Below are 15,978 nucleotides of genomic sequence, written 5' to 3'. Positions count from 1 at the left end.
CCCCCGCTTCTCCCTCCGATGACCGCCCTGCGTCTGACACGCCGCAGCTGGCTCAAGCTGATTCACTGGACGACCGTTCCGTTCTTCCTGTGGTTCCTGTTCGTCACGCCGTCCCATGTCGCAAGCTGGGGCTGGCACTGGGTCGAGCTCCACTCGGTCTTCGGCCTGATCTTCGTCGCGCTCGCCCTGACCTGGAGCTTCGACGTCTCGACCCGGGGCCTCGCCTCCCGCCCCGGGCCCAAGTTGCGCGGGACCGCGCGGGCGATCCACCGTCCGCTGCATCTCACGCTCGTCTGGGGGCTCTTCGGCGTGGCTTTCACCGGCTTCCTGCTGGGCCTGACCGCCTCGCGCACGCTCTTCGCCGGCACCGTCCTGCCCATCGCGCCGCCCCAGGGCCTTCCCCAGGCGAATGACTGGGCCGGAGCGCTTCATATCTACGAGTTCTATGCGCTGGCCGCCGTTGCGGTCTTTCACGTGGGCTTCCATGCTTGGCGCCACTACCGATTGCGCGACAATGCGTTGCGCATCATGGTGCCCCGGCCGTTGCACAGGTTCCTATGAAGATACCGACCGTCTCCCGCAAACGTCCGCCCCCGCCTCCGCCTCCCAAGACCGAGGAACACCGTTTCCCCTGCGATAATTGCGGCGCGGATATGCGCTTCGATCCGGGCGACGACCGGATGGTTTGCGACCATTGCGGGCATGTCGAGACGCTCGCCCGCTCTGCCCCCACCGCCATCCGGGAGATCGACATCCGCCGCGGCCTCGACGCCGCCAGCCAGGATGCTGAGATGGAGGAGACGCGGGTTCTCTCCTGCCCCAATTGCGCCGCGCAGGTGGAGTTCGACCCCGCCGTTCACGCCGCCGAATGCCCGTTCTGCGCCACCCCCGTCGTCACCGACACCGGCACCAACCGCCACATCAAGCCCGCCGCCGTCGGCCCCTTCGTCCTGGAGGAGCGACAGGCTCATGACGCGATGGAGCGCTGGCTCGGCAGTCTCTGGTTCGCGCCGAACGGGCTGACGAAATATGTCCGCAAGGGCCAGAAGATGAACGGCGTCTATGTCCCGTTCTGGACGATCGACGCCCAGACCGACACCGCTTATCAGGGCCAGCGGGGCGACGTCTACTACGTGACCCAGACCGTGGTGAAGGACGGCAAGCCGACCCAGGTCCAGGTGCCCAAGGTCCGCTGGACGCCCAAGCGGGGCCGCGTCGCGCGCTTCTTCGACGATGTGCTGATCCTCGCTTCGACCTCGCTGCCCAAGCACCATACCGACGCGCTGCAACCCTGGGATCTGGCGGGGCTCGCGCCCTATGCGCCGCAATATCTCGCCGGCTTCCGGGCCGAGGCCTATTCCGTCGATCTCTCGCAGGGACTGGAGGAGGCCAAACAGCGCATGGAGGCCGTGATCGCCCGCGACGTGCGCATGGATATCGGCGGCGACCAGCAGCGCATCGACAGGATGCAGACCCAGCTCTCGGACGTGACCTTCAAGCATATCCTGCTGCCGGTCTGGGTCGCGGCCTACAAGTATCGCGGCCAGTCCTACCGCTTCGTCGTCAACGGCCAATCGGGCCGGGTCCAGGGAGAGCGGCCCTATTCCGCGGTCAAGATCGCCATCGCCGTCGTGGCGGCATTACTCCTGCTCGCTGTGGCCCTGGCCATTTACGCCAGAGTCGGGTGACGCTCCTGGCGCGCGACGACGCGCCCGTCAGCCCCGCGACCGCAAGGCGATTACGACGGCCATCGCGACCACGACGAGATTGGCGATCAGCGTCGCGATCCCCATGGCGGCCAGGAGACCAAATCCGGCCACGATCAGACCCGCTCCGCTGACGAGGCAGCTCACCACCCCGAGAAGAAGCGGGCCGAGGATACCCCGCCCCGTGTCATACTCGGTCGGGGCCAGGTCCGGCGCGACCGCATCCGACCCGATCACGACCACAGGCCGAGGCCCGAGCCTGTCGGGGCCGGTCATTTCGACCGGGATCCCTTCGACCAGCACATAGGCCTGCCGTTCCAGGGTCAGGGACACACAGCCGAAGCGGCTCCGGTCGTCCGCGACCGCGACGCCGGGCACCGCCCCGATCAGATCCTTGGCACGGACGATCCCCGCTTGGACGGAGAGGCCCAATTCAGACGCCACCGGTTCGACCAGCGCGATCGGATGCAGCAGCGACAGACCGATCCGCCCCTTGTTCCCGAGCGCCCCGGCCGGGATATAGAGAGGCCGCAGCTCCGGATGGGCATGCAAAAGGCCCCCTTCGAGCGAGAAGGCTCGCTTGGACACGATCCGGACGAGGTCGCAGCGCCCCGTCAACACGCGATCCCCCGGGGCGAGCGCGCTCAGCGGGCGCGGACCGAGCTCCGTCTCGACCCGCGTCTCCTGTGTGAGGAAGACAGAAGCCAGATCCGCCGTCGACGGGGGCGGCAGCCGCCCCGGCGCCCGCCTGCCTGACCCCGCCCGTTTGGGTGAGTGAACGTCCTGAATCATCGGCCGGTCTCCTGAGAGAATGAGGTAAACCAAAGCGCTCGGGAACTGACACTGACGTGATGTTTGGGAGCTAGTCCCTCCAGGACCGAAGAGAAACCGTGCCTTCAAATTCGATAAGCGACAAACCGCAGCCGCCCGGGAAAACCGGCGAGTCTGCGCTCAGGGAGAAAAAACTCGAAAAGAATTAACAGAATATTTACAAACGGGCCGCCGCGGGCCTGGGCGCGCGGCGGCCGCCTAACCTGGCGCTCAGGCCGCCGCGCCGCCCCACTCCAGCCAAGCCCGCGCCTCGGGGTCCGGGACCAACTCCCGCAGTCGCGCCTCGTAGCGGGCGATCTGCCCGGCGCTCAGCCGCCCCTCCCATTTCCGCGACGTCGCGCTGTCGAAAAACCCCGCGTCTTCCTTCCAGAACCCCTGACCCGCCGACGGCGTGAAACGGTCCGCATTGGCCTTCATGCTGTCGAAGGTGGCCGCCTCGACCAGTCGATCCATCACCTCGGGCGGATGCGCGACGCCGATATGATCCGCGATCCGGGCCATGGCGCCGGGCAGATCGCGGGTCATGTCCGCGTAATGCAAACGCAGCACCGCCGGGTCGTCGTCCAGCGCGCGGACGCTCAGATAGTGCTGGGCGATAGACAGAAGGCTGGCGGCGAATTCATGGTCCCCATCGACGAAGAGGCGGAACGCCTCTTCCCCGTTCTCCGGCGTGAACCGCTTCTCGGGCAGATCGAAGACCATGTTCGCGTTGTGCTTTCGATACGAGAAATGCACGTCCAGCGGATGCCGATAGACGGCGACATAGCGCATCCCCTCCCAGATCGGGATGCCGTCGAAAGGCGTATGCGACTTGACGTGCCGCCGGTGGTCCTGGGCCTCCAGCCGCGCCATCACGTCCTCCACCGGGCGGACCGCGATGTCGATCCAGGGGGAGCGCATGGAGGGATCGGCGTTCACCCCGGGATCCCCCGAGAGCAGCAGGGCCAGGATCCCCTGCGTCCAGGTCGTCCCGGATTTGGGCGGCGTGTTGACCACGATATCGTCCGCGCGCGGCGTGAACGCCTGCCAGCGGGCGCTGTCCCAAGTGTCATTGACGTAATCTCGGGCCGGGGCTCTCAGCAGACGCGGCATCGGGCGCTCCTCGTGTTTGGGGCTGCAGGCGGACGCCGAGCATAGCATGGAATTGGCCGCGCACACCCCTCTGGACTGGTCCCTCGTCACTCTGCACGGTAGCAGGGAGGCGGTGGCTGAGGAGACGTCCATGATACTTTGCGCCGGCGAAGCCCTGATCGACATGTTGCCAAGAGAAACCGCCGATGGCGCGGGCTTCTACCCCGCGACGGGAGGGGCGGTGTTCAATACCGCCATCGCTCTCGGTCGCCTGGGCGCGCCGACCGCGTTCTTTACCGGCCTTTCGTCCGACCTGTTCGGCCAGCGCCTCGCCGCCGGTCTCGCCGCGTCCAACGTAGAGAGCCGCGCCGCCGTCTCGGACCGTCCCACGACGCTGGCCTTCGTCACCCTGACCGACGGCCATGCCGAATACGCGTTCTACGACGAGAACACGGCGGGCCGCCTCGTCGCCCCGGCCGATCTGCCCGACATGAGCGACATTCAGGCCCTGTTCATCGGCGGCATCTCTCTGGCGGTCGAACCCTGCGCGGCCACCTATGAGGCGCTCGCCACCGGCAACGCCCATCTTCCGATCATGATCGATCCCAATATCCGGCCGGGTTTCATCCGCGACCCGGCCGCGTTCCGCGCCCGGCTGGACCGGCTGCTGGCGGTGGCGGACTTCGTGAAACTCTCGGACGAGGATTTGGCCTGGGTCGGCTTGACCGCCGAGGACGTGCTGGCGCGCGGTCCCAAGGTGCTGTGCCTGACCGAAGGAGCCAAGGGCGTGACGGCGATCACCGCCCAAGGCCGCGTCACCGTCCCTGCCCGGAAGGTCGAGGTCGTCGATACGGTCGGCGCGGGCGACACGTTCAACGCGGGCTTCCTCGCCGGGCTGCACCGCGCCGGCGCGCTGGCCAAGGCAGCGCCCTCCGACGACGTGCTGCGCGCCGCGTTGGAACTCGGCGTGCGCGCCGCCGCCATCACCGTCAGCCGGGCGGGGGCAAACCCGCCCTGGGACAGCGAGCTGTGAGACCGCGATGAAGGCCATCGTCCAACGCGTGACCGAAGCCCGCGTGGACGTGGGGGGCGAGACCGTGGGCCGCACCGGCCCCGGCCTTTTGATCCTGGTCTGCGCCATGCAGGGCGACACGGAGACCAATGCCGAGGCCCTGGCCGCGCGCATCGCCAAGCTGCGCATCTTTCGCGACGACGCGGGCCGCATGAATCGCTCCGTGCGGGACGTGGGCGGCAGTGCCTTGGTCGTCAGCCAGTTCACCCTGGCCGCCGATACCTCCCGCGGCACCCGCCCCGGTTTCTCCACCGCCGCCCCCCCCGAGATGGGGGAGCGCCTCTATCTGCACTTCGCCGACCGGCTCGCGGCCGAGGGCGTCCCGGTCGAGACAGGCCGCTTCGGCGCCGACATGGGCGTGCATCTGGTCAATGACGGCCCGGTCACGATCCCGATCGAGCGATGATCGGGCGGCATCTCCTGCTGGAGCACTGGGGCGGCATCCAGGACGCGGACACGATCGAGGCCGCTCTGCACGGCGCCGCCGGGGCGGCGGGCGCGACCGTGCTGTCGGCCCATCTGCACCCGTTCGAGGGCGGCGGCCTGACCGGCGTGCTGCTGCTGGCCGAGAGCCACATCACGATCCACACCTGGCCCGAGCATGACTATGCCGCGCTGGACCTTTTCATGTGCGGCACCGCCCGCATCGAGGCCGCCGCCGACCATCTCGACGCGGTGCTTGCGCCGACCCGCACGTCGCGCCGCCTGCTGACCCGGGGCGAGCGCGCGCCCGGCGCGCTCACCTGAACCAGGCGTCCCAGCCCGCCTCATAGGCGCGGGGCAGCGGATGCGTCGACAGCCGGTTCACCGGCCCGTCCCGCGGCCCCGTATCGCCATCGAAGACCTGCGCCGCGGCCCAGACCTCAGCGTCGAGATAGCGGAGCCCCTCCGGGTAGGCCGCCTGCCGGAGCCGCATCCCCTCGGGCCGCGCCAGCACGAAGCCCCACATCCCGAAACTGGGCACATAGGCGCGATAAGGGGTCACGTCCCAGCCCTCGGCCATCGTGCGCGCGACGATCCAGAACGCGTCCGGCGCGAAGACGGGCGAGCCCGCCTGCGTGACCGCGACCCCTTGGGCCGAAAGGCGCCCGCGCAGAAGCCGGTAGAACTCGGCGGTGTAGAGCCGGGACAGCGAGAGGTTCTTCGGGTCCGGCAGATCCAGCACCGCCACATCGAAGGCCGCCCCGCCGTCCCGCGCCCAGGCGAAGGCGTCTGCATTGACGATCTCGACCCGAGGATCGCGCAGCGCGAAGTCATTCAACGCCGCCAGATCGTCCCGGTCACGGAACAGCGCCGTCACCGCCGGGTCCAGATCGACCAGCACGACCCGCGCCGGGGCCCAGCGCAGCACCTCGCGCACCGCCATCCCGTCGCCGCCGCCCATCACCACGACCTCGGTCCGGCGCGGCGCGGCCGCCATGGCCGGATGGACCAGCGCCTCGTGATAGCGATACTCGTCGCGGGTATCGAACTGCACCGCGCCATCCAGGAACAGCCGTGTGCGGCCGCGATGCCGGGTCACGACGATCTGTTGATACTCCGTCCGCTCGCTCCAGACGATCTCGTCGCCATAGAGCCGCGCATCCAGCGCTCCGGCCACCGGCCCCGACCAGATCAGCGCCGCGCCCACGGCGGCCATGGATCCGCCCCAGGCAAGCCAGACCGCGCGCCCCAGCCGGTCGCGAAACAGCCACAGCGTCCCGCCCGCCACGGCGAGATTCAGCAGGCCAAAGACCAGCCCCGCCGAGATCAGCGACAGGTTGGGCACGATCAGCAGCGGAAAGGCCAGCGACGCCACCAGCGCGCCGAGATAGTCGACCGACAGCACGTTCTCGAAGCGGAACCGCCCCGCCCCGATTTCTCCGAGGATACGCGCCAGCAGCGGGATCTCCATCCCCGAGAGCAGCCCCACCGCGATCAGCGCGCCATAGAGCGGCAGCGCCACGGCCTCGACCGCGGCGTAGGAGAAAAAGGTGACGAGAGCGGCAAACCCCCCGATCAGCCCCAGCCCGATCTGCGCCCGCACAAAGCCCTGCACCGCGCAGCCCACATAGCGCGACGCCCAGGCCCCGACCCCCATCGCCGACAGGAAGACCCCGATCACGAAGCTGAACTGCCGCACCGAGTCACCCAGCAGATAGCTGGACACGGTCGCGGCGATCAGCTCGTAGATCAGCCCGGCCACGGCGACGACCAGCGTCGTCCCGAGCAGCCAGATCTCCGCCCCGGTCTTCTTCCCTGCGGAAATATCCCGGGGGGAATCGGCCTCCGGCCGATGGGGGGCAGAGCCCCCCTGCCCGGTCACGTCTGGATCACCGCCGCGATGATGATCGCCAGCGCCAGGAACATCGATCCCATGACCACCGCGATGGCCATGTTCTGATCTTCCTCCAACTCCCGGCGCAGCGAGAATGGGGTCACCGCCTCGATCAGCCACCAGCAGGCCAGCAACAGCACCAGCCCGAAGAAGGTGTAGAAGATCGTGCCGACGATCTCCGCAAAGACGAGGTTTTCGAATGCCGCCATGGCTGTCTCCTAACTTATTTCACCCGGACGAAGCCGAAGCCGCCGCCCGTCGATCCCGTTCGCATCGAGCCCGGACCGGTATCGCGGTCCACCGCGCCCCAGCCGTACCAGGATGCGTATCCCGAGCCCCCCAGCAGGCTCAGCGAGACGACGATCACCGCAAGCCGCATGAACATCAGTCGTCATCCTCTTCGGTCCAGTCCGACCCTTTCCAGCGCGCCGAGCGATGGCGCCAGCCCGAGGACAGCGTCCACAGGAAGGCCATCGCGAAAGCCCCCGCCGCGATCAGCAGCCAGAGCGCGCGGCCCCGCCCTTCCTGTACGGTCAGGCGCAGCGGCACCCGGCCCGCAAGCGGCTGCACCTCGCCGGGCTCCATCAGCAAGACATAGGTGCCGGGCACGGTGGGCTGGAAGGTGAGCGAGGAATAGCGGCTGCCCTCGGACCAGGCATCCTCGCCCGAGCCGCCGTAATAATAGCTGATGCCGCGCCCGGTCTCGGCAATGCGCGTTCCGACCGGGTCCGTCAGCGACATCTCGTATTCGGCCCAGGTCTGGGCGAGGTTCTGGAACAGCTCCAGCCGCACGGGCCGGGAGACGCGCGAGACGTCGAACGTCATCTCGGGCGGGATGGTCTCGGGCTGGCCCTCATAAAGCGTGATCCGCTCGCCCGAAGTCACCGCCACCAGCATGGCGAGCACGAGCGCGGCCACCGTCATCGCCGCGAACCACAGCCCGTAGAAGCGTTTACCCTCTTTCGGAACATAGGGCTGGAGGGGATGGACGCCGCGTGGCGCTGACGGCGCGGCGCCGAAAATGGCTGTGGCCTCGGGGAAGTAGCGCGTGACCTCGATCTCCCGCTCCTCGCCATCGGCGAAGGTCAGCATGTCGCTGGCCTTGCCCTTGGGCATCAGGCTGACGGCGGTGCCGCGCTGGCCCTTCTCGGGCCGCCAGGTGAACTCCCCTTCGACATAGTCGAGGATCCAGGATGAGGTGGCGTAGTAGACATAGGTCTTGCCCCGCCACTCGCGGGTCGGCCGCGTCTCGGCGCGCTCGACCTCGCGGGAGGTGAGGAACGGACCGCGTGGCCAGTCGCGCACCTTGCGAGTGAGAAGGGTGTGCCCGTCCTCCAGTGTGAGCCAGGCATAGCCATGGGTCGGCGAGTAGAGCATGTGATCGACCCAGTACCACTCGCTGCCCTGCCAGCGTTCGACATAGCCGGCGATGCCGATGATCGTGTGCTCGACGCCATCGACGAGCCCCTTCATGCCAAGCTTGAAGGGCGTGTCGGGCCGATACATCGCGGCATGAACAGAAAGCACGCGGTAGGCGTCGTTGGCGTCCAACCGCGCACCGCAATAGCCGCAGACCTGCGTCGTCACCCGCCCGCCGCCCAGGACTTCCAGCCCCGCGCCGCAATTGGTGCAGTTTATCGAGGAGACATGGCCAGTCACGTCTCTGGCTCCACGTCGTAGGGGTCGATCCAGACCCCGGTAAACCAAGCCGACTCCCCGTCGCCCCAAAGCTCCGCCGACAGGATCGCGCCCCGCGGCCCCGAGAAGTTGGCGTAGAGATGCACCTCTCCCAAAACGATTTCCTCGGGCAATTGCCCTCGGAAGGCCACGGCCGTCGCATTGTCGACCTCGGAGCAGGTGTAATCAATTCCGGCTGAGGTGACCTGCCGCCCGATGCGAGGCGGGCCCTGCATGCGCGGCCAATTGGCCCGATCGACGGGGCGCTGCATCGCGACGTCGCCCTCGTCGACCGAGACCCAGAGCGCCGCGCCATCCTCCAGCGTGCCGTGATACTCGTCCCAATGGCCCCGACCGTAATCGTAGCGGACATGGCCCGTCGCGGTGAACACGCCCGCATCACCCAGACGCACGGGCGTGCCGATCGATATGAGTTCCGGAGCGTCTGCCATCACGCCCGCCTTGCCCGCAACCCGCAGCGCCTCGTCCTCCAGCACGACGGACGAGCCGCAGAACTCGCAATTGACCATGCGGGCATGGGCCAGCAGAGGAGGCAGCGCGGCGCCGCAGTTGGGGCAGGTGCGTTCGGTCATCCTCGCCACAGTAACGCTACTCGGCGGCGACGGAACCCCCCGCATCGAGCATCTCAAACGCATCCGCGAAGAAGCTCTCGGCGCCGAAATTGCCGGATTTCAGCGCGACGGCCACCTTGTCGCCGGTGAAGCACCAGGGCACGCCGGGCGCGATTTCGGGGCCGATGCGCAGACGGTCGGTGCCAAGCGCGCGGATCACGGCGCCGGAGGTTTCGCCGCCCGCGACCACGACCCGGCCGATGCCCGCCTCGACCGCGTCCTGCGCCAGCCGCGACAACGCATCCTCGACCAGCGCGCCTGCCCGGGCCGGGCCCAGCGCCTCCTGCGCGGCGGCGACGGCGTTGGGCGGGGCGGTGGCGAACAGGATCTTGTCGGCGTCGGGATCCTGCGCGGCGAGCCAGGTGCGCGCGGCCTCCAGACCGCCCTGCGCCAGCTCCAGCGGGTCGAGCCGGTAGCCCACCGCCCCCGCGTCCAGATAGGCGCCCACCTGCGCCCGCGTCATGGCCGAGCAGCTGCCCGACAGGACGACGCGCCCGGGCCGGGGCACGGGCAAGGGCTCGAACGCCGCGCCCTCCATCGCCCCCTCCGCGCGCCAGAGGCCCGGGAGCGGCTGCGCGATGGCCGAGCCGCCGCAGATCAGGCGCATGTCGCGACAGGCTTCGGCAATCACCCCGAGATCGAGATCCTCCACCGCATCGACGACCACATGGCCCGACAGCCGCGCCAGCGCGTCCCGCACCGCATCGGGACCGGCCTTGACCGTCGGAAACGGGACGAGCCCGGTGGGACGGGTCACCTGCGGCCGAAGCAGGCGCGCCAGATCGGCGTCGCGCATCGGCGTCAGTGGATGGTCCTTCATCGGGCTCTCGTCCAGCAGCTCGTTGCCAACGAAGAGCTTGCCCATGAACACGCGCCGCCCGTTCTCGGGGAAGGCGGGGCAATGGATGGTGGCATCGACCTGAAGGTCGGACATCAGCGCGTCGGCGACGGTGCCGATATTGCCGCGCGGCGTGGAGTCGAAGGTCGAGCAATATTTCCAGAAGATCCGCTGCGCCCCCTTGGCCCGCAGCCAACGCAGGGCCCCCCGCGCCTCGGCCACGGCATCCTCGGGCGGGACGGTGCGGATCTTGAGGGCGATCACCTCGAACACATCCCCGGCCGCGCGCGGCTCGGGCACGCCGATGCGCAGCGTCACCGGAACCCCCGCCCGCGCGAGCATCGCCGCCAAATCCGTCGCTCCGGTGAAATCGTCGGCGATGGCGCCGAAGAATGTCCCTTGCATGACCATGAGCCTCCCCTCAGGTCACCCTGCCCAGCGCACAGGACCGAGAAAATGCCCGCGTTAGTCTCTATTGTCGTTTCGACCGCGAGTGATGCAGATTAGTCGCGTCCGGCGGCCATCGGGCCCACTGTAATATCTTTGATTAACATATCATTAAACGGAGGCGTGCGGAAGCGCATCACCTCCGAGCGATGTGAGGCGGAGCGCTTTGCGGTAAGCTTAAACTTACGCTGCGTGACTCGTCCTGCCCGATGGACGCCGCTCGCTTCCAGGCGTAGCTTGACGCCGACCTTTCATCGCGAGACCTCCGATGCCCGACACGACCCACCCCAATTCCTGGGATGCCCGCGCCAAGTCCTCTTCCTTCTTCGGCTTCACCGACCTGCCCTCGATCGAGGCGCGCGGAACGGTAGTGCTGACCCATGGCGAGGGGCCCTACGTCTTCGACACCGAAGGCCGCCGCTACCTGGACGCCAATTCAGGGCTCTGGAACATGATCGCGGGCTTCGACCATCCGGGCCTGATCCGCGCCGCGCAGGAGCAATATGCCCGCTTCCCAGGCTACCACGCCTTCTTCGGCCGGATGTCGGACCAGACGGTGATGCTGTCGGAGAAGCTCGCCCAAGTCTCGCCTTTCGAGAGCGCAAAGACATTCTATACCAACTCGGGCTCCGAGGCGAACGACACCATGGTCAAGATGCTGTGGTTCCTGGCCGGCGCCGAGGGCCAGCCCGAGCGGCGCAAGATCCTGACCCGCGGCAACGCCTATCACGGTGTGACGGCGGTCACGGCCTCGATGACCGGCAAGCCCTATAATTCGCTTTTCGGCCTGCCCCTGCCCGGCTTCATCCACCTGACCTGCCCCCATTATTGGCGCGAAGGCCGCGATGGGGAGAGCGAGGCGGAGTTCACCGCGCGCCTCGCCGAGGAGCTGGAAGAGGTGATCGCGCGCGAGGGCGTCGACACCATCGCCGGTTTCTTCGCCGAGCCGGTCCAGGGCGCAGGCGGGGTGATCCCGCCCTCCGCGGGCTATTTCGACGCGATCCTGCCGATCCTTCGGCGCCACAAGATCCCGGTCATCGCCGATGAGGTCATCACCGGCCTGGGCCGCACCGGCGAGATGTGGGGCTGCGAGAGCTACGACTTCGTGCCCGACGCGATCATCTCGTCCAAGGCGCTGACGGCGGGCTATTTCCCGATGGGCGCCGTGATCCTGGGGCCGGAGCTGGCAGACAGGTTGCAGCGCGCGACCCGCGAGGTCGAGGAGTTCCCCCACGGCTTCACCGCCTCCGGCCACCCGGTCGGCTGCGCCATCGCCCTCGCCGCCATCGATCTGGTCGAGACCGAGCTGCTGGACCGGGTCCGCGCCCTGACCCCCAGCTTCGAGGCGGGGCTCGCGCGGCTGGCCGAGCATCCGCATATCGGCGAGGCGCGCTCTCGCGGGCTGATGGGCGCGCTGGAGGCAGTGCGCGACAAGGAGACCAAAGCGCCGTGGGACGGCGACCTGTCGGTGTCAGAGCGGATCGCGAACACCTGCACCGATCACGGGCTGATCTGCCGTCCGCTGGGACAGGCCGTCGTGCTCTGCCCGGCCTTCATCATGACCGAAGCCCAGATGGCCGAGATGTTCGAAAAGCTCGGCGCCGCGTTGGAGGAGGTCTTCGACGGGCTCACGTAGCGGTTCCCATGGCGCCTGGGCTCGCCTAGGCTGTCGGTCAAAGACCAGGGAGGTTTCCGATGTACCGTCTTCTCGCCGCAACCGCGCTCGCCCTTCTTGCCGGACAGGCCCAGGCGCAGGATGGGCCGATATGCGGCGGCATCAGCGTGGTGGGCGAGTGGATGGGCGGGTCCGAGGCCGGATCGGACATCGCGACCGCGACCGCGCCGCTGGACGCGACCGGAATAGTGCCCATCGCGGGCCATCTGGTGCGGCTCTTCACCCTCTCGCAGCCCGCCGACATCCGGGTCGAAGCCCAGGCGATCCCGGCGGGCGACCCCTATCTTTCGGTCTACGACGCAGCGGGCCAGGAGGTCGCCGCCGACGACGATTCCGGGGGCGACTTCGCCGCTCGGGCCGAGGCCAGCCTGCCGGCTGGCACCTATTGCGTGGCCGCGCGCAGCTATGAAAGCGGCGTCACCGACGTGGCCGTGCGTGTGGGGCTGCAAACCCATGCCCCCCTGACCGGCGGCGCAGCCAGCCCCCCGACCATGCCGACGCAAGAACCCGTGGAGCCCGCCACCATGGGCGCCACCTGCGGCAGCCCCAATGTCGCGCAGATCGGCACCGATCTGACGACCGCCGCCCTGGCGGGCGGCATCTCCCTGGGCGGCAGCTCGACCGATGTGCCGGGCCGGGCCTTCACCTTGGCCGAGGCGGTGCCCCTCACCATCACAGCGACCAGCTTCGGCGGCGACCCCCTGATCCGGCTGCTGGACGCGACCGGAACCGTCCTGGCCGAGAACGACGATGCCGACGGCCTCAACAGCCGCATCGACATGAACCAGGCGCTGCCAGCCGGCGCCTATTGCATCGAGGTCGACGATCTCAATGACGGGGTGGACGACATCGCGGTGACCCTGACCGCGTTCGACCCGGTGGCGGACCGGCTTGCCCGGATCGGCCGAGCCGAGATCACACCCGGCCCCTCGGATTCCGTCCCTGTGACCGAGCTGGGCGCGATCAAGACCAGCCTGATCCACGATATGACCGCTTCGGGCACCGCGACCTGGCTGCGCGTGACGATGCCCCAGGGCGGGATGCTCGTGACCGAGGCGATCGGGACGCAGGTCGATCCAATCGTCACCGTCTTCGACCGCGTCGGCCGCCGGATGGGCGAGAACGATGACGGTCCCATGGGCCTCGATAGCTTCCTCGCGCTGCGCCTTCTGCCCGGAGATTATCTGGTCGCCGTCCGCCTCGTGGACGAGACCGACCGGGGTCCCGTCCGAGTCCTGTTGGAGCGCTTCGTCCCGGCTCAGTGAACGGCGGCCCGCGGCGCCTTCGCTGCCGCCGCACGCCGTTCGGGGCGTCCGAGCCGCTGAGCCGGTCCAGGTTGCGGCCTCGCCCCTGCCTGCCCAACGCCGTTCGGACCAGATCGCGGCTCGGTCGTGCCCGGTCTGGCAGCCGGACGGCCCCTGAATCTGGGCACAACGTCGGCTCTGCGGACATGGGCAAGGCAGGCTGTTGGCCAGCGCCTCGCGGGGCCGGCACAAGCCCAACCCGCGCCACCCAGCGCAAAAGGCCGATTGCCGGCTGAAAACCGACGGTCATGCCGCTGCGCCTCGAAGACGAGGCGCAGCCCGTCGCGCCTTCAGGTCTCCAGATTGATGTTCCGCTTCTGGAAAGCCGCCGTCGCGTTGGTGTGGGGGTAGTCCCGATCGGGGACGGGAACGTCGAGGAAGGCGCAGAGCGGCTCCCACCCCGAACCCAGCTCATAGACCAGAAGACGGTCGGCCGGGATCGTCTCCTTCACCTTCGCGATATGCGCTTCGAAATCGGCGATCGCGCGCTCCTTCGTATCGAGGCGGTCGCCGAGGAAGACATCCACGAATTCCTGGATCTTGCGCATCGGCGCCGCCTCGGGCGGCATCTCCGTCTCGCGGAACACCTTGATTGTCTTAGAGTAGGACGCCCACCAGGCTTCGGGATCACGCACGGACAGGATCACCTTCGCGTCCGGATAGGCCTCCGCCGACTCGCGCCAAAGATGCGCGCCGGGCCAGTCGACCTGAGATCGGTAGCCGTCGAACAGCGTCTCCAGATCGAGCGGCGCGCCCCCGCAAAAATGATCGTGCCATGGGCCGATCTTCTCGGGATTGTCCCGAAGTTCATGCATGTGATGGCACGGACCGAAGCCCAGCTCCGTCAGCGCTTGGCGCAGCGCATCCGTGCCCGTCCGGCCAAAACCGGCCCCAATGATGTCTAGTGGCATTTCGGTCTCCCCCTTAGCCCCCGATACCGCAGGATCAGGCGGTGGGGTGAGCCTGCGCCGATTGATGATTCGGGGCAATGCAGACGTGTCGGCGCCAACCGCGCCCACACCTGCCGGTCCCATGACCCATGGCGGGGAGATCGGTCGTGCGTGGAGGCGCCGTGCCGGAGGGCGCGGCCTGTCCGCCGCGCCCGGCCCGCACGACGAGAGCCCTGCCCTACTTGTTCATCTTGGCCAGCATTTCCTGCATGTCGGCCAATTGCTTGCGGATCGCGTCCAGCTCTTCCTTGGAGCCGTCGGCCTCGGCCGCCGTGGTCTCTTCCCGCGGGGCGGTGTTGCCCGCCCATCCGCCAGTCATCGCCTTGAAGAAGGCCTGCTGGCTCTCCTGCATGGCCTTGACGCCGGGCATCTGGGACATGGGATTCATCGCCGTCATGTTCTCCATCATCTTCGACTGGCCGGAACGCAGCATCTCGAAGCTGGAGGCCAGGAAGTCCGGCACGACCGAGGGGGCGGAGCCGGTATAGGAGCGGACGAGATCGGTCAGGACCGAGAGCGGCAGCACCGCCTCGCCCTTGGACTCATGCTCGGCGATGATCTGGAGCAGGTAGGATCGGGTCAGGTCGTCCCCCGATTTCAGATCGACGATCTGCACCTCTCGGCCCGCGCGGATGAAGCCCGCAATATCCTCCAGCGTGACGTAGTCGCTGGTCTCGGTGTTGTAGAGGCGGCGGCTCGCGTAGCGTTTGATCAGCAGCGGCCTGGAATCGTCGGTCATGGAGCCCCCCTGTTGCAGTGCAGAGAATCCTATCGCAGGTGCAGCGCCGCGGGAAGGGCTTCCGCTTGACAGGCTTGCGCGCCGCAAGCGACGGTTCGGGGCCGGACGTTGCCACTAGGATAGGTTATGAAATTCTAGAAACTCGCAGCGATGGCCACGGCCATGCTTTTGGGGTCCGCGGCCATGGCGCAGGCCGTATCGATCACATTGACCGACAACCTCACCACCAAGGGAGATACGCTGGAATACGCATTCAGCGCACTTCCCTTGTCCGATGGCGGACCTGGAACCCTTACGATCGCGACCAATGGCGACGGTCCGGTTCCCGGGATCGACCTCGACGGCACCTTGGAATACTTCGACGTCTTCTTCGATTCGTCCACGTCGCTGGGTCGATACGAATGCTCCACGGCGAATGACGGCGGAACCCTGATCCCCGGCGCGTCCGGAGGCATCGACTGTCAATTCTCGTTCGACATCACGATTTCTGCGGGCGGCCTCGCGACTGCCTTGGCGGACGGGTCCGCTCTGGTCCGCCTCGTGATGGGACCGCAAGTGAACGACTTCGGCGAAGGGGACGGCATCGACGTGACCCTGAGCTACGACGAAATCGCCGCGGTCCCGTTGCCCGCTTCCGCGTGGCTGCTGCTCGCCGGACTCGGCGCGATCGCGCTGCGCCGCCGCCAGGGCTGAGGCCTCAGCCCCGGACATAAAAAAAG

The 15,978-nt window shown here is 68.0% G+C and carries 18 protein-coding genes; 8 read left to right on the top strand and 10 right to left on the bottom strand.

Annotated elements, in window-relative coordinates; all coding sequences use genetic code 11:
* Positions 1–18: 18 nt before the first annotated feature.
* Positions 19–561 (top strand): cytochrome b/b6 domain-containing protein, encoded by a 543-nt coding sequence (locus tag DTQ71_RS13245; protein ID WP_109564758.1) that lies wholly within the window; start codon positions 19–21, stop codon positions 559–561.
* A complete protein-coding gene (locus DTQ71_RS13240; protein ID WP_109564757.1) occupies positions 558–1,688 on the top strand; it encodes a TFIIB-type zinc ribbon-containing protein in 1,131 nt (376 codons plus the stop codon). Before DTQ71_RS13245 ends, DTQ71_RS13240 begins: the two co-directional genes overlap by 4 nt.
* A 27-nt stretch (positions 1,689–1,715) precedes the next feature.
* On the opposite strand, the gene DTQ71_RS13235 is transcribed toward DTQ71_RS13240, so the two are convergent.
* The gene (locus tag DTQ71_RS13235; RefSeq protein WP_109564756.1) at positions 1,716–2,498 is read right to left on the bottom strand and encodes a Hint domain-containing protein; all 783 of its coding nucleotides are present in this window, start codon (positions 2,496–2,498) and stop codon (positions 1,716–1,718) included.
* A gap of 249 nt (positions 2,499–2,747) precedes the next feature.
* Positions 2,748–3,629, bottom strand: coding sequence for a sulfotransferase domain-containing protein (locus DTQ71_RS13230; RefSeq protein WP_170125426.1), 882 nt, complete (start codon positions 3,627–3,629; stop codon positions 2,748–2,750).
* A 130-nt stretch (positions 3,630–3,759) separates the two neighbouring features.
* Between DTQ71_RS13230 and DTQ71_RS13225 the strand changes: the two genes are divergently transcribed.
* The 3 genes from DTQ71_RS13225 to speD are packed head-to-tail and all read left to right on the top strand — an operon-like array spanning position 3,760 to position 5,427.
* The gene (locus DTQ71_RS13225; protein WP_109564755.1) at positions 3,760–4,641 is read left to right on the top strand and encodes a carbohydrate kinase family protein; all 882 of its coding nucleotides are present in this window, start codon (positions 3,760–3,762) and stop codon (positions 4,639–4,641) included.
* A gap of 7 nt (positions 4,642–4,648) precedes the next feature.
* Entirely contained in the window at positions 4,649–5,086 is a 438-nt protein-coding gene (gene dtd / locus DTQ71_RS13220) for a D-aminoacyl-tRNA deacylase (RefSeq protein WP_109564754.1), read from the top strand.
* A complete protein-coding gene (gene speD, locus DTQ71_RS13215; protein ID WP_109564753.1) occupies positions 5,083–5,427 on the top strand; it encodes an adenosylmethionine decarboxylase in 345 nt (114 codons plus the stop codon). Before dtd ends, speD begins: the two co-directional genes overlap by 4 nt.
* On the opposite strand, the gene DTQ71_RS13210 is transcribed toward speD, so the two are convergent.
* From DTQ71_RS13210 to otnK, 6 genes are read right to left on the bottom strand one after another with little or no spacing between them, the layout of a single operon-like run.
* Positions 5,420–6,985: a polyamine aminopropyltransferase gene (locus DTQ71_RS13210; RefSeq protein ID WP_245947502.1), complete on the bottom strand. Its 1,566-nt coding sequence runs from the start codon at positions 6,983–6,985 to the stop codon at positions 5,420–5,422. The two genes, speD and DTQ71_RS13210, sit on opposite strands and share 8 nt — an antisense overlap.
* Positions 6,982–7,206: a DUF350 domain-containing protein gene (locus DTQ71_RS13205; protein ID WP_109564752.1), complete on the bottom strand. Its 225-nt coding sequence runs from the start codon at positions 7,204–7,206 to the stop codon at positions 6,982–6,984. Before DTQ71_RS13205 ends, DTQ71_RS13210 begins: the two co-directional genes overlap by 4 nt.
* Before the next feature lie 14 nt (positions 7,207–7,220).
* Positions 7,221–7,382 carry a hypothetical protein gene (locus DTQ71_RS23510; protein WP_170125425.1) on the bottom strand — a complete coding sequence of 54 codons (162 nt, stop codon included), beginning with the start codon at positions 7,380–7,382 and terminating at the stop codon, positions 7,221–7,223.
* Entirely contained in the window at positions 7,382–8,656 is a 1,275-nt protein-coding gene (locus tag DTQ71_RS13200) for a DUF4178 domain-containing protein (protein ID WP_109564751.1), read from the bottom strand. The genes DTQ71_RS23510 and DTQ71_RS13200 overlap by 1 nt, the downstream gene beginning before the upstream one ends.
* On the bottom strand, positions 8,653–9,267 hold the full coding sequence (locus DTQ71_RS13195; protein ID WP_170125424.1) for a DUF4178 domain-containing protein: 615 nt from the start codon (positions 9,265–9,267) through the stop codon (positions 8,653–8,655). Before DTQ71_RS13195 ends, DTQ71_RS13200 begins: the two co-directional genes overlap by 4 nt.
* Positions 9,268–9,283: 16 nt before the next feature.
* Positions 9,284–10,549 (bottom strand): 3-oxo-tetronate kinase, encoded by a 1,266-nt coding sequence (otnK, locus tag DTQ71_RS13190; RefSeq protein ID WP_211317137.1) that lies wholly within the window; start codon positions 10,547–10,549, stop codon positions 9,284–9,286.
* Positions 10,550–10,859: 310 nt separating this feature from the next.
* On the opposite strand from otnK, the gene DTQ71_RS13185 reads away from it, so the two are divergent.
* Positions 10,860–12,227 (top strand): aminotransferase, encoded by a 1,368-nt coding sequence (locus DTQ71_RS13185; protein WP_109564749.1) that lies wholly within the window; start codon positions 10,860–10,862, stop codon positions 12,225–12,227.
* Between the two features lie 59 nt (positions 12,228–12,286).
* Positions 12,287–13,531 (top strand): ABC transporter substrate-binding protein, encoded by a 1,245-nt coding sequence (locus DTQ71_RS13180; RefSeq protein WP_109564748.1) that lies wholly within the window; start codon positions 12,287–12,289, stop codon positions 13,529–13,531.
* 329 nt (positions 13,532–13,860) lie between these two features.
* Here DTQ71_RS13180 and DTQ71_RS13175 read toward each other — a convergent pair whose 3' ends face one another.
* Complete coding sequence (locus DTQ71_RS13175) at positions 13,861–14,481, bottom strand: sulfotransferase family protein (protein WP_109564747.1); 621 nt, start codon at positions 14,479–14,481, stop codon at positions 13,861–13,863.
* Between the two features lie 217 nt (positions 14,482–14,698).
* Positions 14,699–15,259: a polyhydroxyalkanoate synthesis repressor PhaR gene (gene phaR / locus DTQ71_RS13170; RefSeq protein ID WP_109564746.1), complete on the bottom strand. Its 561-nt coding sequence runs from the start codon at positions 15,257–15,259 to the stop codon at positions 14,699–14,701.
* A 150-nt stretch (positions 15,260–15,409) separates the two neighbouring features.
* Between phaR and DTQ71_RS13165 the strand changes: the two genes are divergently transcribed.
* A complete protein-coding gene (locus tag DTQ71_RS13165) occupies positions 15,410–15,952 on the top strand; it encodes a VPLPA-CTERM sorting domain-containing protein (RefSeq protein WP_109564745.1) in 543 nt (180 codons plus the stop codon).
* Positions 15,953–15,978: the final 26 nt, after the last annotated feature.

Origin of the sequence: Jannaschia seohaensis (assembly GCF_900116765.1) — a bacterium.
GTDB lineage: Bacteria > Pseudomonadota > Alphaproteobacteria > Rhodobacterales > Rhodobacteraceae > Jannaschia > Jannaschia seohaensis.
The sequence above is the reverse complement of the archived record's forward strand: the minus strand, read 5'-3'. Positions and strand labels throughout refer to the sequence as shown.